Origin of the sequence: Klebsiella sp. K5-204 (assembly GCF_030128585.1) — a bacterium.
GTDB classification, from domain to species: domain Bacteria; phylum Pseudomonadota; class Gammaproteobacteria; order Enterobacterales; family Enterobacteriaceae; genus Klebsiella; species Klebsiella quasipneumoniae.
This window is the reverse complement of the sequence record NZ_JAKUZS010000006.1, coordinates 419,430-440,828: the sequence shown is the minus strand read 5'-3', so window position 1 is coordinate 440,828 and position 21,399 is coordinate 419,430. Positions and strand designations below refer to the sequence as shown.

The following is a 21,399-nucleotide window of genomic DNA, read 5'->3' as shown; positions in this document are numbered from 1 at the left end:
ATAATATTCTTATTCATAAAGAAGAAATGTCTTTTGACACATTAAAACTTCGTTAAAGTTATGCATAATAATATCCCGCGCCTCCTTTGCGTCTAAATCTATTTTTGAGGGATTTTCTTCATATTGACTCATTAATGAAGGCACCTGTAACGCAGAAGTGAAAAGATTATTCTTTAATTTAGTATGCCCAATAATATCAGTATTCCCCACCACATCTGTTAATATAGGTATACAACCTCGTGCCATGGATTCAATTACGCTCAATGGAAGCCCTTCCCATCTCGAAGTATTTAGCACAAAATGTGCATCATCAAAAAACACATAGGGATTATTTACATTGCCATGTTTTATTATCTTTACTCGTTTCAACCCAGTAATATTATCCAACTTATATATATCATCACCTTCACCCAACACATCAATTGTAATATTTATTGAAGGGTTCGCATTTGAACGATCTAAACATTTAATAACGTCAACTAAAAGATCAGTGTTTTTTTGATAATCAAACCTTGAAATGACAACAATTTTAAATAATTCACTCACTAGTTTTGTTTGATATTCACTTGGAATTCGCACACCATTTATAATGGTATTGTCTTTGTTTGCGCTGCCTGATATACCTGTTTTTTTAGCGATGCTACATTCACCATTAGACACATATATAAACTCATCGGTAAGATATGAAAAAGCTCTTTCGGATATAACATAGACACTATTTTTTAATAGGGTCTTGAAGCCCTTATCTTGTGATAGATTTAGCCCATGGAATGTATGAATCACTTTAACTTTTCTCATGAATACTTTGAGTAATCTGGAGAAGACCCCGGCTCCTCTTCCATGAGAGTGTATTACTGATATGTTATTTTTTTTACAAAAATTTAGGAGCCCCTTGAAATATGTAAGATTAAATGTCCTATGTTTTAAAAAATAAAAATTTTCATTAGGAACTATTTCATGATATTTACTGAAGAACGGTTCATCTTTAGGGCAAGCCAAGTATACATTATATTTTTCTTGGTTGATATTCTCTATTAGCTGCAGTAAATGTTTTGGGCCCCCTCCCATATCTGTTCTGGAAGTTATAAATAATATGTTTTTTTTCATGAGTTTATGCCTTGGATATCGCCAAAAAACATAAGAAATGCACAGCGCCGCTGTGCATTTCTTTTAATTAATCCTTAGAGTCATAAGTATAACCATAATTACTATAGCCATAACTGTAATAACTACTGGCTTTTTTCACTACTCCATTCAATATACATCCTTTCACTATTACCCCACCATGCTCGAATCTTTTTATGCTGACCTCAATTTCTTTTGCAGTATTAACTTCAAATCTTGCAACAAGTAGTGTTGTACCAGCATAATTACCGATAATGGCGGCATCTGTTACAGCAAGAATTGGAGGCGTGTCTAAAATTACAATATCATAATTTGAACTTGCCCAACTGATTAACTGCCCGAAATTCTTGTGCATCAAAAGTTCTGCAGGATTAGGAGGAACCATCCCTCTTGAAATAAAATCAAAACCGATATTCAGTTCTTTTTGTACTGCAGTTTCTATAGCAATTTTTCCGGATAGTACGTCAGATAAACCTTGTTCATTACTTTTGCCGAATAATTTGTGCGTATACCCTTTACGCATATCTGTATCAATTAGCAGTACTTTTTTATCTGTCTGAGCAATAATTGCTGCCAAATTTGTACTTACAAAAGTTTTACCTGCATTTGGACTTGCTCCAGAAATCATTAATACATTATTTCGAGCTTCCATCATAGCAAAATGCAGGCTAGTTCTTAATCCTCTTATAGCTTCTATAGCTAGATCCGCAGGGTTCTCAACTGCAAGGAAGGTATATGTCTCTTGAGACTTTGCTTTTTTCAAAGGACTATCACGAGTTATGTTTTTTGCAAATGATTCTGATACTGGTATACTTGCATAGACATTTATGCCAAGTTCTTCTAATTGTTCAGGCGATTCAATACCTCGACGCAAGAAGACTCTTAGCAAGACAATTCCTACTGAAACCATGCAACCTAGCAAAAACCCTAGTATAACAACCAAAATCTTTTTTGGTTTCACTGGCTTAGGTTGCGTAACTGCTTCATCAATAATTCTCACATTACCAATTGCGCTAGATTTTGCAATATTAAGTTCTTGTTGACGATTTAGAAGCATCATGTAAACTGCACGGCCTGATTCAACATCCCGGCTAAGACGCAATATTTCCTGCTGGGTTTCCGGCATTGATGAAACTCGTTTATTAAGTTTCACCTTTTCATCTTGTAGTGTTTTTCTCTTCTCTAATAAAGCCTTATAAGTAGGATGCTCTTTTGTATATAACTGAGAGATTTCTGACTCTCTGAAAGTCAATTCGTTTAACTGATTGTCAACATTAACAATTTGATCAAGCACTGATTTTGCTTCTAAAGATAAATCAACTGAATCATTTTGGCGCCGAAATTGATTCAGCTTATTTTCTGCAATATCTAAATCGCTGCGCACCTTTGGCAGTTGTAAATTCAAGAAATCCAAGCTTTTTGCGTCTTGAGCTGCCTGACGAGCAATGTTCTGTGCTAAATAATTATTACTAATATTATCAATAATTTTGCTAATTAGTTCTTTATTATCACCTGTCAAGGAAATGGACAATATACCTGTATCCTTACCTTGATCGACAATCGTTAAATTTTCCTGTAAGTCCGTGATAGCTTTCAATCTTGAAACATAATCAATTGTAAATTCAGTACCGGGTTTAGCTTCAATTTTATCAATCTTAAGGGTTGCACCATTAATATCAACTAAGTCTCCTCGCTTACCTTGTACAGTATTATCTCCAATATTAACTTCAAAACTGTTTTCATTAATTATTTTAACTATAATTTCCGGAGTATCATCCCCTACGTTTGGAATAAAGAGTCGTGACACCTCGATCGAACCAGGTTTTTCTCCTGAAATACGTGAAAAACCTTTACCGAAAATTGGGAAGTAGTTTTGTCGTACTCTTGCCTGAAGATTCAAATCATCTACTGTTTTTCCAATTATCATTCTCGATTGAAGCAATGATATTTCTGGCGCTGATTCAGGTTGGCTATTCGGTAGCATTTGACTTAAATTGCTAAGAATGGCATTTGCTTGCTTTTGTTCCACTTGAATTAGTGCATCAGCTTGATATATAGGTGTTGCAAATAAAGCATAGGTTAGAGCAAGCAAGGTAAACAAAGCTGTGATTGATATTATCAATTTTCGATGATCGATCACCTCTCCGATTAACCGTCCTAAATCTATTTCCTCGGAATCATTGTCTACTTTCTTATTTATAACTGAAGTCATTAAAAAATTCCCGCTTAATTTACACCTAATTTTTCAGCCCAAAGCTTGCCAGACTGCTCTATCAAATCATAAACAGAAGAAAATGCTTCTTCACTTTTTCGGTATGGGTCTGGTATTTCTCTATTACCTAACCAATAACCAAATAACATTGTTTTTCCTCTAACCTCAGGTGCAATACGACCAATATGATCAATATGGTTTTTTTCCATCACTAAGATTAGATCGAAACTGCGACCTAATGACGAAGTAAATTGTTTTCCTTTATGGCCTTCAAGACATAATCCATGCCTGGCTGCTATTTTTGACGCACTTGAATCTGCAGCATGCCCTACTAATGCACTGGTCCCAGCAGAATCTATTATTTTGTTGGTTAATAAACCACGTAATAGATGTTCCCCAATAGGGGAACGACATATGTTACCAGTACAAACAACTAAAATAGTATTAAACATTTTATGGCCAATCCTTAATAAACTTAGCCGTTTCTGTCATGTCATGCACACCGCTAATAGTCGGTACTAACTGTGATATTACACGATTCCAACGTACTACTGGGGCTGTTGTGACATAAACAATATCGTATGGCTGTAGTTGAAATTCTGTACCAAGTACCATTGCCGAAGCATCTTGTGCATTAAGCTGATAAATATTTGCAATTTTACCTTGCTTATCGCCTTTCAACTGCCGAATGACAAATACACCTGTCGCATCGCTGGAGGCTTGTAATATACCTTCGGCGTTACCTAACGCTTCAGCTAAAGTCATGCCACTGCGATCCATTTTCAATGTGCTCTGTTTCCCGACCTCCCCCATAACAAATACTTTTAAATCATCATTACGAGGAACAAATAGGATATCTCCAGGATAGAGTAGATGATTCTGGGTAAGATCGCCCTTTTGCATTAACGCGTAAAGAGACACTTTTGTATCTTTCCCATTATGGGTTAACACTACATTTCGCCAATCTGCATCAGGGGCTAAGCCTCCTGCAGCATTGATAGCATCCATCACAGTTAATGGGATGTTGGTTATAGGTTGCTTGCCAGAATTTACAACCTCGCCGGTAATATAGGCCTTTTGCGAGCGAAATGCCGCAACACTCACGTCAACCTGTGGGCTTTCAATATAAGTTGTCAAACGGCTGGCTATATCCTGTCGTACTTGGCTCAAAGTTTTTCCAGCCACCTGTACCTTACCGATATAAGGATAGAAAATGGTACCATCGGAGTTAACCCAGTTGCCGGTATCGCTGGCGCTGCGGTATTGCCCTGCAGGCGTTGTCAGTTCTGGATGGTCCCAAACAGTGACCATAAGTACATCGCCAACTCCGATGCGATATTCATAACTGCGCAATAAATTGTCTAGCTGAGGGTTAGGTTTTGCCAGAACGGTTTCCGGACGAAGCTGATCGACCAGACCCGGTGTCATTGGATATACATTGACCAGCTTATCCAGATCGTAATCACTGTCCGGAAGCTCTACCACGTTCTTACGCAGGCTATTTAATCCTTGTCCGGGAATAATCGTACAACCCGATAAAAACCCAATTGCTAACGCTAATGCCGAAAATCTAACAAGTTTTTTCTTCATAATGTCACATCATCAGTAAATCAAAATTTGCCAATTCCTGAGCAGCTGTCATAGCCGTTGCTACCCTGCCGGCCTATGGAGAGATAAAAGCTGACTGCGTCCTGCAGCGCTACCACCCTCTCTCCTCTGTTTTCAGCATTCAGCCTTATAAACTAAACGGTATCTCTATCCCTGCACTGGCCCCAACGTCGTCGCTGTCGCTGTTGTTAGCGTTGGTGTACCACAGTGAGGTATTCAAACGGACCGACTGATAAACATCCCCGCTCCAGCCCAGCTGTACTCCTTTTAAAGTATCTGCATGAGGGAATGCTTTGTTGATCGACTGATTCTCCGGGTTAACTTTGGCGTATACCAGACGTGTGCTCCAACGTTGGTTATCTTCAGTAATCAGCTCAATCTTCCCGGCAAAGAGTTGCCCGTCCCCGCCCATGGCATCTCCCAATGGATATCCCTGTTGGTAATAACCATCCTTGTAGATATGATGCGTGTAAATATAATCAGTGCGGCTCATATTAGATCTTGTATCGTGTGCCTCAATGTACCAGTTTACCGCATCCTTACCCCAACCGTGATGCCCTTCCACCCCACCAAGGAATGTATTTGCTGAAGGAAGGAAACCAGCTTCATCTTCACCGATCATCTGCCCGTAGAAACTTACCGGCCAGCCGAGAGTTGGTTCGAGTTTAAACTTAAAGTCAAAGCCAGCCAGCTGGTTTCCCGGCTCATTATCGGTACCGGTATTATCCTGCCCAGTAAAACCATCCCAGAAGCTGCTAAAGGATTGCGGTCGCCCTTCCCCTCCCCACTGCATTATCCGCGATGCGCCTAATTCCAATGACTGGAACGGCGTAAAGGTGAAACGACCGCCGATAATTTTAGTGTGTGGGACAGCAGTGTACTGATTCATTTGGCTGGCAGAGATCTGGTACTGCCATGGGCCCACCCAGCGCAGCCACCAGGTCTCTGGTGCGGACTGCTCGGCTCTCTGCATTAAAAAGCCGGTCATCGGCCGCATGGCATCCCCACGGATCAGGCTGCCTTCATAGCCCGGCCCCCACCACTGCGGTACCTGGCCAAAGGAGAGCCACTGGTTCCAGAACTTCACTGCGCCATAGGCGCCGTTGGCGTTGAAGCGCGATCCGTTGCTGATCCGCTCTCCCCCTTCGACGTTACCCTGAAGGTGGACATCCCACCACTCGCCGCTATTGTTAAACGCCAGGCCTAACGAGTTATCTGCCGGCTGCGTCTGGGCAAACCCCTGCGGGGTGCCCGGCTGGTCGGTCGAGGTATAACCTGTGACCCGGAAATCGGCTTTTAAAGCAGACAGTCGCTGGTTGATACGGGCCAGAACTACTTGCTCAGAAGAATAGGACGGTTTGGCCTTTTTTAGCGCCCGGGCGATCTCTTCCTGACTCAGCGGCCAGGTCGACAGGCTCAGATGGATGACCCCGCGATCGGAAAGCCAGGCAAGGTCGTTTCGCAGATCGTTATCATTTACTACTAACCCGGCCGCGTAAGCCTGGGCTCCCAGTGAGGAAAGCAAACCCAACGTCACGGCAATGCGCGCAATTTTTATCATTGTACAAGATCCATTTTCAGCCCCGCTGTCGTATCTCAATGAGAATGAGGGGAATAGCAAGATAGAAAGCGCTCGCGGCACCAGCTGACTTCACTGTGCAACACCGGCGAGGCAAGTACAGTTACCCTAAGCTGCTTGTCATCTTCATAACATCCGCCCAGCTCACAATGTAGGCGAATTTTACCCTACAGGCTATCGATGAGATGGGAAAATTAATGTCCAGGTGATATCAGCAGCCGCTCCTGACCAACTTCTGAGGATATCCGTGGAAGATGGTTAGATATCTGATGAGGGTATTCATCCTGGCAGGGTCGATTTTTACAGCCGTTAAACAGGAACTATTGTACAGCAGCAAGCGGCTTCAGCGACGCTACCGCCCCTGGCTTAACAGCTACCAGCGCACTGACTACCTGAACGACTTATTTTATCGACCTGTGGATGAATAATTGGTCAGGCCTTTATTTTTTGCGGCGTTAAGTCTACGGGATTTCGGTCACAATTGGGAGTCTTGCTGCCGAATATCTGCCAATTAATGCCATCCGCTGTTTTATTGGCGAAAAATAAGCGGCTCGCCAATAAAGATTATTTCTTGCTCTCAACTATCAAACATCTGCCTGGGGGCGTTATGCTGGCCCAAGAACAGATAACTGTTTGTAAAAAAAAGGTTTTTTCCATCATACTTACGTCATCCTAAAATCAGATGATGACGCGACAGTCAACTACAATTTCTAATAGTTTCTCGATACAGGATTATTCAACCATGTGGAACAGCGCTTTCTGAACGCATTTAAGAAACGTCTGACCACGGCTATATCCAGACAAATTGACAATAATAATTTAGTAGCACTTCATTATTTCATAAATATGAATTATCAATTGACTGGCATATAGTAGATTATTTTCTTATTTGTCTAATTAACCGGCGAAAACTTAATTTCCCCTGTAAAACAAATGGCAATTACCAGGCCTGCTTGTGCAGCTCGGTACGCGTAAAGGGTTTGTCCAGCGGACCAATTGTAGTAGCGATCTGCCCCAGCAGGGACTGAGTCGGGGCTTTATTGCCGCTATGCAACAGGATAAGCGGGACCATCACCAGGCACGCGACGCCGCCCCAGGAAATACTCACGCTTTCCGAATGGGTGGTACGTTTTTGCAGCAGCAGGAACAAAGCGCTGCCGGCAGCACCCAGCAGCAGGCCAGCGATCACTTCCGAGACGGAATGCGCATGGATGACCAGCCGTGAATACCCCACCACCGCGGCTAAAACATAGCCGGTGGCGACGGCTACTCTTTGCACACCCGCCGAAAAACGAGCGCTGAGCAGCCATAAGAAGATAGGCCAGAAGGCTGCGGAGAGCGCTGAGTGGCCGCTGAAGCCGGTGTAATCCAGCTCGCGAATACCCAGTCCCCAGCCCATAAAGGCCAGTTTGGAGGCGCAGACGATGGCGCCGGTGATGCCGAACAGCAAACTCCACTGCCACGCCAGCAACCGCGACGTTTTACGCAGCATCAGGACAATAAACAGCGCCGCTGCGCTGGGCAGCAAAACGGTGCTATCGCCAAAAAATGAGATGAGTTGCCAGTTCATATACCTGTGATCCTTCGATGATGTCCACTGCCGTGCTCAGGGATTATCCATAATGTCTGTACCAGCTCGCATGCCAATTCATTTCACATTTTTATGCATGCAAGTGAGATGTTTAAAGCGGAAACATGATCGCAGTCAAGTTTTATTTTTGGCTGACGTTGACCGCTTTCCCTGCACTTTAGGAATTGTCGCACTAAGTGACTATTCATAAAGCATTATTGCCGCTACTCCGACCATTGCACCACAGAGGCCAGAGACAAACTACCAGAAGTCTCCGAAGCCATACGTTTCTTTACAATCGTTATAACATTCACGTTATGAATAAATTCTGCATAACGTTATGAGCGGCAGGACCGATGTTTAGAGCCTGCCGCCCGGTCTCAGGCTGGCGTTCAGGCCAGCAGTTTTTTGATGCTTTCGCGGAATTTGGTGCCTTCTTTCAGGTTACGCATTCCGTAGGTGACGAAGGCCTGCATATAGCCCATTTTCTTACCGCAGTCATAGCTTTCGCCGGTCATCAGCATCGCGTCGACGGACTGCTTTTTCGCCAGTTCGGCAATGGCGTCGGTCAGCTGGATACGCCCCCAGGCGCCCGGCTCGGTGCGCTCCAGTTCGGCCCAGATATCTGCCGACAGCACGTAGCGGCCCACCGCCATCAGGTCGGAGTCCAGAGTCTGCGGTTCGTCCGGTTTTTCAATAAACTCGACGATACGTGCTACCTGCCCTTCCGCCGCCATCGGCTCTTTGGTCTGGATCACGGAGTATTCGGAGAGATCCCCCGGCATGCGTTTCGCCAGCACCTGGCTGCGGCCGGTCTCGTTAAAGCGGGCGACCATAGCGGCGAGGTTATAGCGCAGCGGGTCCGCAGTACCGCCGTCGAGGATGATATCCGGCAGCACCACCACAAACGGGTTATCCCCGACGACCGGACGGGCGCAGAGGATAGAGTGGCCCAGACCCAGCGGCTGCGCCTGGCGCACGTTCATGATGGTTACGCCCGGCGGACAAATGGCCTGGACTTCCGCCAGCAGCTGGCGCTTCACGCGCTGCTCAAGCAGGGCTTCCAGCTCGTAGGAGGTATCAAAGTGGTTTTCCACCGCGTTCTTCGAGGAGTGCGTCACCAGAACAATCTCTTTGATCCCGGCGGCGACGATTTCGTCAACAATGTACTGAATCATTGGCTTATCAACGATCGGCAGCATCTCCTTTGGAATTGCCTTTGTGGCCGGCAGCATATGCATGCCTAGTCCTGCGACCGGAATAACCGCTTTCAAATTCGCCATATTCATCTTCACCTGTTTGGTTGCAAAACACGCGGTTTTGCAAAATTGTACATGTCACAAATCCATTGAAACTGATAATACACGGATACTGCCCGGGCATCTGCCCGCCAAATTCTTAAATTCACTGTCACGTAAAAGAATACACATAACTCCCTTTTACCAACAGTTAGAAGTGAGAATAATCTTATTCTCGATCAGGTTATTCAGCGGCGCGTTTCTCTGCGCCGTGCAAAGTGGCCGAAATCCCCGTCCACAGGGCGCGCCAGCACGCCAGGGCTGCCGTGCCGCACCTATGCCCGCAAAGAATAGGTATAGATAATAAATTTATCCAGGCAATATATTTCAGCATTTACCGCTGGACAGGTCGCTATACAAGCCATAATCGGCGGAATAAAACCAGGAGCCGCCCTATTCTGCGCCCCCTTTATGAGCTGAATTATGCCGATTTTGCGAGGGATTACGCTCTTCCCCCATAGCGTAAGCATCACCTCTCGCTGCGACGAGCGGTGTCACAACGCCGCTTTTGCGCCCTGTAGGAAACCCAGCGGCAGACGTTCTGATATTGGCCCGCTTATTCCAGGCAACCGCCATAGTGTTATTTTTTCACTGTTCTTTACCGGAACATAATTCTTATCGGTTCGCTTAATCTGCTGGAAATATATCCACCCGTGGCAGGGCGCTATCCGCGTCGTTATTGCATTTTATACCCATCTTATCCATGATCGGGGTAACACATACCGCAGTCGTACAGGTTTTAATACATATGGAATGGATTGCCGATCCGTCAATCTGGGCAGGTCTCGTCACGCTGGTCGTTATCGAACTGGTGTTAGGTATCGATAACCTGGTCTTTATCGCTATCCTCGCTGAGAAGCTCCCGCCCGCCCAGCGCGACCGCGCGCGGATCACTGGCCTGATGCTGGCGATGGTGATGCGTCTCCTGCTGCTGGCCTCTATCTCCTGGCTCGTCACCCTGACCAAACCGCTGATTGTTTTTCACGACTTCAGCTTCAGCGCCCGCGATTTAATTATGCTGTTCGGCGGCTTGTTCCTGCTGTTTAAAGCGACCGTCGAGCTTAATGAGCGGCTGGAGGGAAAAGACAGCGATAATCCCACCCAGCGCAGAGGGGCTAAATTCTGGGCCGTGGTGGCGCAGATCGTGGTGCTTGATGCCATCTTCTCGCTCGACTCGGTGATCACCGCGGTCGGCATGGTCGACCACCTGGCGGTGATGATGGCCGCCGTGATCATCGCTATCAGCCTGATGCTGATGGCCAGCAAGGCGCTGACGCGCTTCGTTAACAGCCACCCGACCATCGTGATCCTCTGTCTGAGCTTCCTGCTGATGATCGGCTTCAGCCTGATTGCTGAAGGCTTCAGCTTTATTATTCCGAAAGGCTATTTATATGCGGCAATTGGCTTCTCGGTGATGATTGAAGCCCTTAACCAGCTGGCGCTGTTTAACCGCCGTCGCTTTCTCTCCGCCAATATGACGCTGCGTCAGCGCACTACCGAGGCGGTAATGAACCTGCTGAGCGGTCAGAAGGAAAAAGCTGAACTGGATGCTGACACGGCGTCGCTGGTGGCCGATCAGGACCATCATCCTTTGTTTAATCCGCAGGAAAGGTTGATGATTGAGCGGGTGCTGAACCTTAATCAGCGCAGCGTCAGCAGTATTATGACCTCCCGCCATGATATCGAGCGCATCGACCTCAGCGCGCCGGAGGAAGAGATCCGCAGCCTGGTGGAAAAAAATCAGCACACCCGCCTGGTGGTCACCGGCGGAAAGGATAATGAAGACCTGCTGGGGGTGGTGCATGTTATCGACCTGCTCCAGCAGTCCCTGCGCCAGGAGCCGCTGGATCTGCAGGCGCTGGTGCGCCAGCCGCTGGTCTTTCCGGAAGGGTTACCGCTCCTCTCCGCTCTTGAGCAGTTTCGTCAGGCCCGCACCCATTTTGCCTTTGTGGTGGATGAGTTTGGCTCCGTCGAGGGGATTGTGACCCTGAGCGACGTGATGGAGACCATTGCCGGCAATCTGCCCAACGAGGTGGAGGAGATCGACGCCCGGCACGATATTCAGCACCATCCGGACGGTTCGTGGACGGTTAACGGCCATATGCCGCTGGAGGATCTGGTGCAGTATGTTCCGCTGCCGCTGGATGATAAACGTGAGTACCACACTGTTGCCGGTCTGCTGATGGAGTATCTGCAGCATGTGCCGCAGGTGGGAGAAACCATTGAGATTGACGGTTATACCCTGCGCACGCTGCAGGTCGACAGCCATCGGGTGCAAAAGGTGCAGATCGTTCCGCCGGCAAAGCAGGATGAGCTGGATTATGAGGTGTAATCGTCAGGCATAAAACGGCCCGGGGTATCCCGGGCGGTGGGACGGCTAATCAAACCCATGCCTGATGGCGCTTCGCTTATCAGGCCTACGGGATGGCGACACAAACCGGGGGATTACCCCGCCGCACAACCCAGGCGGCGTCAGGCGTAGCCGCCACCCGGCATCAATGTGACATCACACCTGGACGACATGCTCACATCACAGGGAATTGATGCTCTACCGCCATACTGCCTGATGGCGCTTCGCTTATCAGGCCTACGGGATGGCGACACAAACCGGGGGATTACCCCTGCCGCACAACCCAGCCTAGGTCAGGCGTAGCCGCCACCCGGCATCAACGTGACATCACATCTGGACGACATGCTCACATCACAGGGAATTGATGCTCTACCGCCGCCACACTGCCTGATGGCGCTTCGCTTATCAGGCCTACGGGATGGCGACGCAAACCGGGGGATTACCCCCGCCGCACAACCCAGGCGGGGTCAGGCGTAGCCGCCGCCCGGCATCCACGTGACATCACACCTGGACGACATTCTCAGATCACGGGGAATTGATGCTCTACCGCCGCCACACTGCCTGATGGCGCTTCGCTTATCAGGCCTACGGGATGGCGACACAAACCGGGGGATAACCCCTGCCGCACAACCCAGGCGGGGTCAGGCGTAGCCGCCGCCCGGCATCAATGTGGCATCACACTTTGACGACATGCTCACAGCCCGGTAGTCCCGGGCTGCTGGTCTGGACGATTACAGCTTATCGAGCAGCTTTTTGGCGTCTTTGCTCTCTTTGCTGCCTTTATTACGTTCGACCCAGTCGTTGAGGCGCTGCTTCGCTTCATCCTGCAGCTGTTTACGCAGGATCTGGTCCACCTGCAGGCTGTAGCTCAGCGACTGCCAGTCGCCGTAGATGCGCAGCGGGATGGCGGTCTGCTTCAGGCGGTCGATAAGCTTGCCCTCACCTTTCCAGCCGCCGAGCACGCGCACGTTAAAGCGCATATCGCAGTTCTCTTTCTGCAGATCGAGCTGTCCTTCGCCGGTCATTGCCATCACGTCGGACTGCCCCTGCACGCGGTTCAGCGTCACCAGCCCGTTATTCAGCGTTAGCTGGCTGCTCACGGCATCCAGCCGGGTGGCGTTGTCATAGTTTTCCTGCGCCCGGACGTTGGTGCTGCGCTCCACGGCCTGCTGCACCAGCTGCTGGAAGTTAAGTCCTTCGGTACGGGTATCCGTCATCTGGATCTGCGCCTGGCCCTGCCAGCGACGGCGGAAATCATCCGCGTCAATGCGCGCTCCGGAAAACTCGCCGGTCAGCGACAGCTTGCCGGTCAGGCTTAAGGAATAGTTGAAGGCTTTGATCAGCGAACCGATCTCCACGTTCTGCAGCGCCGGCTGGAACGTCGCCTGCGGCGTGTCGCCGCGGGCATCAAGGGTGCCGGGGAGGGAAAGCTGGCCGCCGTCGAGGCTGCCCTGCATTTTGCTGACCGTAAGCAGCCCCTGCTTATTGCTGATCTCGCTCTGCACCTGGGTGAAGTTCAGGCCGCGCCACTGCAGCTGGTCGGCGCTCAGGGCCATCCGGCCGGTAAAGCCGCGCAGGCTCTGGTAATCTTCGCGCTCATCGCTGTCGGCGATCACCGGACGCAGCGGGCGCGTCTGGCTCTGGCCCTGCTGGCTGGCGCTGCTGTCGGTCGCCGGCGAAGAGGACGCCAGCAGACTGTCGAGATTCAGGGTGGTGGCGTGCAGATCCAATGACCAGTCCGGGCGCTCTCCCAGTACCACGCTGCCGTTGCCGGTGAGGGTACTGCCGCTGGCCATCAGGTTCAGATTATCAAAGCGCAGGGTCTTGCTATCTTCCTGCCAGCTGGCCTGCAGACTCCCCTGACCATTGATGCCGTCGGGGGGCAGCTCAGCGCCGCGCAGCTGCCAGCTGAGCTGGCTAAAGTCGGCTTTTAACGAATGCGGATAGTCGCCGCCCTGCACGGTGGCGGAGAAGTTCAGCGCCAGGTCGCGCTGGTCGCGGTTGACGCGGCCGGAGAAATCGACGGTGGCCCGGTGATTCTCATCCTGCTCCATCTGCAGGCGGATATCGCGCACGGTCACCTGCTCGCCATTTTCATGCTGGAAGAAGAGCACGCTGTCGGCCACCTGCAGCTGGCGCACATCGTAGGACCATCCGCGGTCCTCCGGGGCCAGCGGCAGGGTGTTGTCATGCGGCACCACTGGCGCGGCGCTGTCGCGAACCGCCTCGGTTTTCGGGGTCAGCTGGATCACCGCCCCCTTGAGCATCACCTGCTTCACCTGCAGCTGGTGCGAAAGCAGCGGCAGCAGCGCCACGTCGAGGCGCATGTTGTCGGCGCGGATCACCGGCTCTTCAGCGCCTCTGGCGGTCAGCGTCATGCGCCCGCTGAGAATGCTGAGCTGCGGCCAGACGTGCCAGCGCAGCGGGCCATCGAGTTCAAGCTGATAACCGCTGCGCTCTGCCACCTCATGCACCATATAGGCGCGAAAATCGTTGGGATTGACCAGCAATACCAACGAGGTAAGCCCGGCGACAATGACCGCCAGCAGGATCATCAGCGTTGTCAGTATTCGTCTCATGGCACCCTCAGCAACACCCCGTTGACGTTATCAATCCTTGTCGATTCGGCTCGCCACCGCGCCCTGCTGGTCGCGATATTTGGCGTCTTCACGGCGGTTATACGGCCGGGCCGCCGGGCCCGATAATGGTTCAAAGCTCAGCGCGCCGATGGGCATCCCCGGGCGCAGCGCCAGCGGCAGCTTGCCGGAGTTGTAGAATTCCAGCACGATGCAGCCGGACCAGCCCGGGTCGATGCGGTGCGCGGTCACGTGCACCATCAGCCCCAGGCGCGCCAGCGAGGAGCGCCCGTCAAGCCAGCCCACCAGGTCGGCAGGCAGGGTGACTGACTCATAGGTCACCGCCAGCGCCAGTTCGCCCGGATGCAGGAAAAAGGCCTCCCCTTCCGGCAGAACGATCTCTTCGCTCATCACGCGGTCCAGCGCGGCGCTCACCTCGGCCTTCGGGCCGCTTAAATCGATAAACGGCGCCGTGTGGCCGCGGAAGGTGCGGAATTTATTACCCAGCCGTACATCAACCGTCGCGCCATTAATACGCTCAACGGGCGGGCGCGGATTGATGGCCAGTCGCCCTTCATCCAACCAGGCTTCGATATCTCGGTCACACAGACGCATGGGCTTTCTCCTTATAAGGCTGCTTCCCGCACGCTTCGCGGCGGAGAGGGCAACAGGGCTACTCTTTGCACGTTACACAATTCGGCCAGGTTATTCAAAGAACTGACTGATTTTGGCCTTCAGAATATCAATCGCGATGCGGTTTTTGCCGCCGCGCGGCACGATGATGTCGGCATACTGCTTCGACGGCTCAATAAACTGCAGGAACATCGGACGCACGGTCTTCTGATACTGGGCCATCACCGAGTCCATGGAGCGGCCGCGCTCGTTAACGTCGCGCTTAATGCGGCGCATCAGGCAAATATCGAGCGGGGTGTCGACGAAAATAGAGAAGTTGAGCTCGTTACGCAGGCGCGCATCGGTCAGCAGCAGGATCCCTTCAAGAATAATCACCTTCTTCGGCTCGACGTGAATGGTGTTCGGCGTGCGGGTATGCTCGACGTAGCTGTAGACCGGCAGCTCAATCGGCTGGCCGCTTTTCAGCATCTGCAGGTGCTGGAACAACAGACTGTGGTCCATTGAGCTCGGGTGGTCATAGTTAGTTTTGACGCGCTCTTCCATCGACAGATGACTTTGATCTTTGTAATAGCTGTCTTCCGGAATGACGCCAATATGTTCGTCGCCAACTTGTTCACGCAATTCGCGATAGAGAGTACTGGCAATAAGACTTTTGCCAGAAGCCGATGCGCCGGCGATGCCTACAATGACGCACTGATGGGACATATCAGTCATAAATTTTTGCGACCTGATTAACCTGGATAGAGATGGAGGGTGGCGGCGGACCGCCAAACGCGGCAATTATAGGGATTTCAGCGCCCCGATACCAGTGGTATGCGCCCCGGACGGCTATTCCGCCGCCGGCGCCCAGTCATCGGTATACCAGATATGCAACAGCGCATAAGATCGCATCGGCTGCCAGCGGCGAGCATAGCGGGCGATGGCGGCCGGGGTCATTCCCGGAAAGCGCTGTTTAATCAGGTAGTCGTCCGGCAAAAAGATATCCTTCGCCTGCCAGCCGCGCAGGGCAAAATAACTGGCCGTCCAGCGGCCAATCCCGGGCAAAGTCTGCAATTCACGCAGCCCGGCGTCGATATCCGCCGGCGCGGTCAGGGGCAGCTCGCCGCTGAGCGCCGCCCGGGCAAGGTGGATCAGCGCCTCCGCGCGGCGAAGCGGCATCCCCAGCCCCTTCAGCGCCTGCGCATCGGCCCGGGAAAGCGCCTCCGGCGTCGGGAATAGAACATAGCCGGGGGCGTCCGCCAGCGGTTCGCCCCAGCCGGCCGCCACTTTGGCGGTGAGCCGGGCGGCCATCGCCACGCTCACCAGCTGGCCGAGCACCGCGCGCACCGCCTGTTCGAAAGCGTCCAGCGCCCCGGGCAGGCGCAGCCCCGGCCGCGCCTGCGCCAGGTCGCCCAGCGTACGAGCGACCTGCTGCGGGTCGCAGGCCAGATCAAACAGCTGGCCAATTCGCGCATAGCAGATCTCCGCCACCGGCTGCAGCCCCGGGGAGAGCGTCACCCGCAGGCCCTGCGCCTCCTCGTCCGGCGCCAGATGAATCAGCCCGCCGTGGCCTGCTACGCGAAAGCTGCGGCTGTAGCCTCCGTCATGAAAACGCTCGACGCCGGCGACCGCGCGCGCCTGCAGAAAACCAACCATCCACCCCCAGTCGTAGGGCGGGGTCCAGGGTAACAGCACCATAAGCTCTCCTTATATAGCGTTTCAATGATAGTCGCCCTTCACCGTCAGCGCCTTGCTTTTAAATTCCGGTTGTCGGCATGACGGCGATCCGCTAAAGTCGCCCCCCTTCTTCACCGGCATGGGGATTTTGCAGACGATGTTTATTGGTTTTGACTACGGCACCGCCAACTGTTCGGTGGCCGTGATGCGGGAAAACAAGCCCCAGCTGTTGACGCTGGAAAACGGCAGCGCGCTGCTGCCTTCCATGCTCTGCGCGCCGACGCGCGAAGCGGTCAGCGAGTGGCTCTATCGCCATCACGAGGTGCCGACCCACAGCGACGAAAACCAGGCGCTGCTGCGCCGGGCCATCGCCGCCAACCGCGACGAAGACATTGAGGTGCTGCGCAACAGCGTGCAGTTCGGCCTCGCCTCCCTGCATCAGTATGTTGAAGATCCGGAAGAGGTCTACTTCGTCAAATCGCCAAAGTCCTTCCTCGGCGCCAGCGGCCTCAAGCCGCAGCAGGTGGCCCTGTTTGAAGACCTGGTCTGCGCCATGATGTTGCACATCAAGCTGCAGGCGGAAAGCCAGCTGCCCGAGCAGATCGACCAGGCGGTGATAGGCCGGCCGATCAACTTCCAGGGCCTCGGCGGCGACGAAGCCAACGCCCAGGCGCAGGGGATCCTTGAGCGGGCCGCCCTCCGCGCCGGTTTCCGCGATGTGGTCTTCCAGTTTGAACCGGTGGCCGCCGGGCTGGATTTCGAAGCCACCCTCAGTGAAGAGAAGCGGGTGCTGGTCGTCGATATCGGCGGCGGGACCACCGACTGCTCCCTGCTGCTGATGGGCCCGCAGTGGCGGGAGCGCGCCGACCGCCAGCAGAGCCTGCTCGGCCACAGCGGCTGCCGCATCGGCGGTAACGACCTCGATATTGCCCTGGCCTTCAAATGCCTGATGCCCCTGCTTGGCATGGGCGGCGAAACGGAGAAAGGCACCGCGCTGCCGATCCTTCCGTGGTGGAACGCGGTGGCGATCAACGACGTCCCGGCGCAGAGCGACTTCTACAGCACCGCCAACGGCCGTCTGCTTAACGACCTGCTGCGCAGCGCCCGGGATGCCGATAAAGTGGCCCTGCTGCTGAAGGTCTGGCGTCAGCGCCTGAGCTATCGTCTGGTGCGCAGCGCCGAAGAGAGCAAAATCGCCCTCTCCAGCGCGGACAGCGTCGAGACCGCGCTGCCGTTTATTCAGGACGAGCTGGCCACCGCCTTCGCCCGGCAGGGGCTGGAAGCGGCGCTGGATCAGCCGCTGAGCCGCATTATGGAACAGGTGCAGCTTGCCCTCGACAGCAGCCAGACCACCCCGGACGTGATCTATCTGACCGGCGGTAGCGCCCGCTCACCGCTGATCAAAAAGGCGCTGGCGGCCAAGCTCCCGGGTATTCCGCTGGCCGGTGGCGATGATTTTGGCTCAGTAACCGCCGGGCTGGCCCGCTGGGCGCAGGTGGTTTTCCGCTAGCCCTTGCCCGGCGCTGCCGCGCAGCAGGTCTGTCCTGATCGCGGCGTTGCAGATTACGCTGGAATATTCCTGGTCTCCCACGCAAAATGGCCTGTTCGTCCGGACAGGCCTGTCCACTTTCCTCCGCTTCCGGGGGCGTATTATCCATACCGTAGCCAGTCGTCTGCGGTCAGTAATCTTTCCATGCCGCAAGGGGGCGTGATTGAAAAGGGTGTCTGCGATCTTCGCAGCGGTCCGGCGTTGCCGGCCGCGGTTCCTGGCAGGCTGGCTGGTCAGCTGCGGATTGCTCTTGCTGCTGATCGCCCCGCAGGCGCAGTCGGCGCCCCGACAACTGGGAACAGATATCCCCGTCGAATGGTACGCGGACGACAGCGGCCAGATGACCATCGATCGCTTTGCCGACCTGCCCGTGGACCAGCTCGCCACCACCCGGCAAATCCCCTCCTTCGGCTATTCACGCAAAACCCTGTGGCTGCGCAGCGAGCTGCCGGGTGATTGGTTTGCCGGCGAGTCGCGCTGGCTGCAGATTGGCCCCTCTTTCGTCGACCACCTGACTCTCTATTACCGGCCACTGGGCAGCGACGCGCCGTGGACCGCACGGACCTTTGGCGACCGTGACATCGCCCGGGAGAGCGATCTCCACTATCGGGAAAGCGTGCTGATCCTCCCTCCGCCGCCCACCGCCGCCGGCTATGAGATGGTCTTTCGCCTGCAGAGCACCAGCACCCTGATCCTGCTGGCCTCCCTCTCTTCTCCGCAGGCCTATCTGCAGCGGGCCACCGCCGACACCGCCTTCTGGAGCTTCTATTTTGGCCTCGCGGCGGTCGCCAGCGGCGTGGCGCTGTGGCTGGCCCTGGCCCTGCGCCGGCGTCTGCTGTGGGGCATCTGCTTCTTCTCGCTCAATTATCCGCTGGTAGCCGCCCTGCACGGTTTCCCGGAGTGGTTTTTCGGCCACGCCGCGCTGCCCTTCCAGGACTTTATGATCAGCAGCCTCTCCCTGTTCAGCTATGCCACCGCCCTGTGGCTGCACAGCGAGATATTTGATTTGAAGAAAAATATGCCGCGGCTTTACCGGCTGCTGATCGCCGCCGTGGCGCTCAACCTGCTGCTGCAGGTCAGCATTCCGCTGGGGTTTTACGGCCTCGCCATGCAGATTGAAGGGGTGATCTTTATCATTATCACTCCGGTGCTGCTTTTCACCTCCTGGTGGCTGTGGCGCAAAAAAGCTATCGACCGCAACACCCTCCTGCTGGGGCTCCTGCCGCCGTTCTATGTCGCCGCCGCGGTGCTGGTGCAGCTGTCGATCCACGGTATTATCCCGTTTCATATGGCGATCTATTCCCTCTGGCAGTATGCGCTGATCGTCCACATCATTACGGTGCTGATCATTGCCATCCTGCGGGTGCGGGCTGAAAACCGTCAGCTGGAGCAGAAGCAGCGCCTGGCGCGCGAGCTGCAGATCGAGCGTGAGGCCAGCTTCCACCAGCGGCAGTTTATGGGCATGGTGGCGCATGAATTCCGCACCCCGCTGGCGGTGATCCAGGCCGCGCTGGAGAATCTCCGCCTCTCGGCGGCGTCGGACAGCCAGGAGGCGCGCTTCGATCGCATCGGCCGCGCCGCCACCCGTCTGGTGCAGCTCACCGATAACTGCCTCGCCGACGCCCGCCTCGCTTCCCACGATCTGCACGTCGACCGCCAGCAGACCGCCCTGCTGACGGTGATCACTATGGCGGCCTCGGTAGTGGCTATCTCCCACGACCATTACCTGAACATTCGCCATCACGGCGCGGTGGAAAGTCCGCAGCTACAGGCCGACGCCGGCCTGCTGTGCATCGCCATCGCCAACCTGCTGGATAACGCGGTCAAGTATTCGCCGCCGGGCGAAATCACCATCGATATTCACGCCGATGCCGGGCAAACAGAGCTGCGCATTCGCGACTACGGTCCTGGCCTCCCCGCCGGGCAGGCGGAACTGATCTTTGAGCGCTATCGGCGCGGAGAACATACATCGCCAGTGCCGGGTGGCACCGGTCTCGGACTGTATGTTGCGCGCCAGATCGTGCAGGCTCATGATGGCAAACTGTGGCTGGCCGAGCATGGCCCGGACGGCTGCACCTTTATTCTAACCCTCCCCACGGTTGCTTAAGAGGAGAACGACGCATGGCTTTACGGCTGGCGATAATTGAAGATAACCCCGATCTGCTGGATGAACTGCTGGCCTGGCTGGGCTATCGCGGCTTCGAGGTCTGGGGGACGTGCAGCGCCGAAGCCTTCTGGCGGCAGCTGCACAGCCATCCGGTGGACATCGTGCTGATTGATATCGGTCTGCCCGGCGAGGATGGCTTCAGCGTCCTGAGCTACCTGCATGAGCTGGGCCACTACGGTCTGGTGGTGGTCAGCGCCCGCGGCCAGCAGCAGGATAAACTGCAGGCGCTGAGCCTCGGGGCGGATGCTTACCTGATCAAGCCGGTTAACTTCGCCCACCTCGCGGAGACCCTGACCGCCCTCGGCGCCCGCCTGCAGCAGGATCGCCCGGCGGCCTCCCCGCCGCCGGAGACGGCCAGCGCCGTCTCACCCCCCGCCACCGGGCTGTGGCGTCTGCACGAAGATAAACTGATCTCACCCGACGCCCGGACGCTGGAGTTAACCCAGCAGGAATATCGCCTGGTGGAGCTCTTAATGCGCAATCGCAACGAAGTGTGCAGCAAGCTGGATCTCCATGCCTGCCTGTTCGCCCATGAAAGCGAGCCTGACCTGCACCGCATCGACGTGGTGGTTAGCCGCCTGCGCCACAAGGCTCGCCAGCAAGGGATCCACCTGCCCGTACGCGCCATCTTTGGTAAGGGGCTGGCCTTTATCTCCTGATGGACGGGGTATGTCGGCGGCCATGCTGGATATGAATGACTCGCAAGTGTTAATTTTTCTCATTTTCTGAGAGAAATGAGAGGAATGAGACTGACGATGACCTTAAGAACTTTCTTATAGTGCTACTACATAAGGATGATGTCGTATGATTTTCATTGGACAGAAAAGCATATAACAAAACGTATTAGCCGTTCGCGGCAAATTCTGACACCATGCAACACAAACAAGGTATAAACAATGGCCATGCAAACGTGGTTAGTTTTATTGCTATGCATTTTTTTCTTCAGCATCTCTGTATACAGTTTTATTTCCTATCTGAAAGACAGGAGACGGCAGAAATTTACCTTCAACGATAAGCGTTCAATGCGTCGTAAATAATTCACTGTAGAATAATAAAAACATATTGTAGGCACTTTA

Annotated in this window: 15 protein-coding genes and 2 pseudogenes; 6 read left to right on the top strand and 11 right to left on the bottom strand. The window is 53.3% G+C overall.

What is annotated here, in order from left to right; genetic code table 11:
• Window positions 1-9 precede the first annotated feature (9 nt).
• The 5 genes from MKR05_RS18075 to MKR05_RS18055 all read right to left on the bottom strand — a co-directional run bounded on the left by MKR05_RS18075 (window position 10) and on the right by MKR05_RS18055 (window position 6,506).
• Window positions 10-1,107 (bottom strand): glycosyltransferase, encoded by a 1,098-nt coding sequence (locus MKR05_RS18075; protein ID WP_284118466.1) that lies wholly within the window; start codon window positions 1,105-1,107, stop codon window positions 10-12.
• 67 nt (window positions 1,108-1,174) lie between these two features.
• Window positions 1,175-3,337 (bottom strand): polysaccharide biosynthesis tyrosine autokinase, encoded by a 2,163-nt coding sequence (locus MKR05_RS18070; protein ID WP_023340512.1) that lies wholly within the window; start codon window positions 3,335-3,337, stop codon window positions 1,175-1,177.
• A 14-nt stretch (window positions 3,338-3,351) separates the two neighbouring features.
• Window positions 3,352-3,789 (bottom strand): protein tyrosine phosphatase, encoded by a 438-nt coding sequence (locus MKR05_RS18065; RefSeq protein WP_071787526.1) that lies wholly within the window; start codon window positions 3,787-3,789, stop codon window positions 3,352-3,354.
• Window position 3,790: 1 nt separating this feature from the next.
• Window positions 3,791-4,927: a polysaccharide export protein gene (locus MKR05_RS18060; RefSeq protein ID WP_117129386.1), complete on the bottom strand. Its 1,137-nt coding sequence runs from the start codon at window positions 4,925-4,927 to the stop codon at window positions 3,791-3,793.
• Window positions 4,928-5,072: 145 nt separating this feature from the next.
• Window positions 5,073-6,506 carry a capsule assembly Wzi family protein gene (locus MKR05_RS18055; RefSeq protein WP_117129385.1) on the bottom strand — a complete coding sequence of 478 codons (1,434 nt, stop codon included), beginning with the start codon at window positions 6,504-6,506 and terminating at the stop codon, window positions 5,073-5,075.
• A gap of 287 nt (window positions 6,507-6,793) precedes the next feature.
• Here MKR05_RS18055 and MKR05_RS18050 point away from each other — a divergent pair.
• A pseudogene (locus MKR05_RS18050) lies at window positions 6,794-6,920 on the top strand (hypothetical protein).
• 544 nt (window positions 6,921-7,464) lie between these two features.
• On the opposite strand, the gene MKR05_RS18045 reads toward MKR05_RS18050, so the two are convergent.
• Together MKR05_RS18045 and galF are read right to left on the bottom strand one after the other, a co-directional pair.
• Complete coding sequence (locus MKR05_RS18045) at window positions 7,465-8,094, bottom strand: phosphatase PAP2 family protein (RefSeq protein WP_284118463.1); 630 nt, start codon at window positions 8,092-8,094, stop codon at window positions 7,465-7,467.
• Window positions 8,095-8,454: 360 nt separating this feature from the next.
• A pseudogene (gene galF / locus MKR05_RS18040) lies at window positions 8,455-9,383 on the bottom strand (GalU regulator GalF).
• Window positions 9,384-10,140: 757 nt separating this feature from the next.
• Between galF and MKR05_RS18035 the strand changes: the two are divergent.
• Complete coding sequence (locus MKR05_RS18035; RefSeq protein ID WP_023290384.1) at window positions 10,141-11,724, top strand: TerC family protein; 1,584 nt, start codon at window positions 10,141-10,143, stop codon at window positions 11,722-11,724.
• A 749-nt stretch (window positions 11,725-12,473) separates the two neighbouring features.
• Here the strand turns inward: MKR05_RS18035 and asmA are convergent.
• The 4 genes from asmA to alkA form a co-directional block, all read right to left on the bottom strand.
• Complete coding sequence (gene asmA / locus MKR05_RS18030; RefSeq protein WP_284118462.1) at window positions 12,474-14,321, bottom strand: outer membrane assembly protein AsmA; 1,848 nt, start codon at window positions 14,319-14,321, stop codon at window positions 12,474-12,476.
• Window positions 14,322-14,351: 30 nt separating this feature from the next.
• Complete coding sequence (gene dcd / locus MKR05_RS18025; RefSeq protein WP_004151145.1) at window positions 14,352-14,933, bottom strand: dCTP deaminase; 582 nt, start codon at window positions 14,931-14,933, stop codon at window positions 14,352-14,354.
• Window positions 14,934-15,023: 90 nt separating this feature from the next.
• On the bottom strand, window positions 15,024-15,665 hold the full coding sequence (gene udk, locus MKR05_RS18020) for a uridine kinase (protein ID WP_002912442.1): 642 nt from the start codon (window positions 15,663-15,665) through the stop codon (window positions 15,024-15,026).
• A gap of 114 nt (window positions 15,666-15,779) precedes the next feature.
• Complete coding sequence (gene alkA, locus MKR05_RS18015; RefSeq protein WP_102006413.1) at window positions 15,780-16,628, bottom strand: DNA-3-methyladenine glycosylase 2; 849 nt, start codon at window positions 16,626-16,628, stop codon at window positions 15,780-15,782.
• 136 nt (window positions 16,629-16,764) lie between these two features.
• Between alkA and yegD the strand changes: the two genes are divergently transcribed.
• The 4 genes from yegD (at window position 16,765) to MKR05_RS17995 (ending at window position 21,360) form a co-directional block, all read left to right on the top strand.
• A complete protein-coding gene (gene yegD / locus MKR05_RS18010; protein WP_284118460.1) occupies window positions 16,765-18,117 on the top strand; it encodes a molecular chaperone in 1,353 nt (450 codons plus the stop codon).
• A 289-nt stretch (window positions 18,118-18,406) separates the two neighbouring features.
• On the top strand, window positions 18,407-20,263 hold the full coding sequence (locus MKR05_RS18005; RefSeq protein WP_101992260.1) for a sensor histidine kinase: 1,857 nt from the start codon (window positions 18,407-18,409) through the stop codon (window positions 20,261-20,263).
• 14 nt (window positions 20,264-20,277) lie between these two features.
• Window positions 20,278-20,982, top strand: coding sequence for a response regulator transcription factor (locus MKR05_RS18000; RefSeq protein WP_080901732.1), 705 nt, complete (start codon window positions 20,278-20,280; stop codon window positions 20,980-20,982).
• 237 nt (window positions 20,983-21,219) lie between these two features.
• On the top strand, window positions 21,220-21,360 hold the full coding sequence (locus MKR05_RS17995) for a small membrane protein (RefSeq protein WP_004146563.1): 141 nt from the start codon (window positions 21,220-21,222) through the stop codon (window positions 21,358-21,360).
• Window positions 21,361-21,399 lie beyond the last annotated feature (39 nt).

What these genes read in the sequence shown, in the direction of transcription:
- MKR05_RS18075 (WP_284118466.1), bottom strand. Translation starts at nt 1,107, where the DNA reads ATGAAAAAAAACATATTATTTATAACTTCCAGAACAGATATGGGAGGG.
- MKR05_RS18070 (WP_023340512.1), bottom strand. Translation starts at nt 3,337, where the DNA reads ATGACTTCAGTTATAAATAAGAAAGTAGACAATGATTCCGAGGAAATA.
- MKR05_RS18065 (WP_071787526.1), bottom strand. Translation starts at nt 3,789, where the DNA reads ATGTTTAATACTATTTTAGTTGTTTGTACTGGTAACATATGTCGTTCC.
- MKR05_RS18060 (WP_117129386.1), bottom strand. Translation starts at nt 4,927, where the DNA reads ATGAAGAAAAAACTTGTTAGATTTTCGGCATTAGCGTTAGCAATTGGG.
- MKR05_RS18055 (WP_117129385.1), bottom strand. Translation starts at nt 6,506, where the DNA reads ATGATAAAAATTGCGCGCATTGCCGTGACGTTGGGTTTGCTTTCCTCA.
- MKR05_RS18045 (WP_284118463.1), bottom strand. Translation starts at nt 8,094, where the DNA reads ATGAACTGGCAACTCATCTCATTTTTTGGCGATAGCACCGTTTTGCTG.
- MKR05_RS18035 (WP_023290384.1), top strand. Translation starts at nt 10,141, where the DNA reads ATGGAATGGATTGCCGATCCGTCAATCTGGGCAGGTCTCGTCACGCTG.
- asmA (WP_284118462.1), bottom strand. Translation starts at nt 14,321, where the DNA reads ATGAGACGAATACTGACAACGCTGATGATCCTGCTGGCGGTCATTGTC.
- dcd (WP_004151145.1), bottom strand. Translation starts at nt 14,933, where the DNA reads ATGCGTCTGTGTGACCGAGATATCGAAGCCTGGTTGGATGAAGGGCGA.
- udk (WP_002912442.1), bottom strand. Translation starts at nt 15,665, where the DNA reads ATGACTGATATGTCCCATCAGTGCGTCATTGTAGGCATCGCCGGCGCA.
- alkA (WP_102006413.1), bottom strand. Translation starts at nt 16,628, where the DNA reads ATGGTGCTGTTACCCTGGACCCCGCCCTACGACTGGGGGTGGATGGTT.
- yegD (WP_284118460.1), top strand. Translation starts at nt 16,765, where the DNA reads ATGTTTATTGGTTTTGACTACGGCACCGCCAACTGTTCGGTGGCCGTG.
- MKR05_RS18000 (WP_080901732.1), top strand. Translation starts at nt 20,278, where the DNA reads ATGGCTTTACGGCTGGCGATAATTGAAGATAACCCCGATCTGCTGGAT.
- MKR05_RS17995 (WP_004146563.1), top strand. Translation starts at nt 21,220, where the DNA reads ATGGCCATGCAAACGTGGTTAGTTTTATTGCTATGCATTTTTTTCTTC.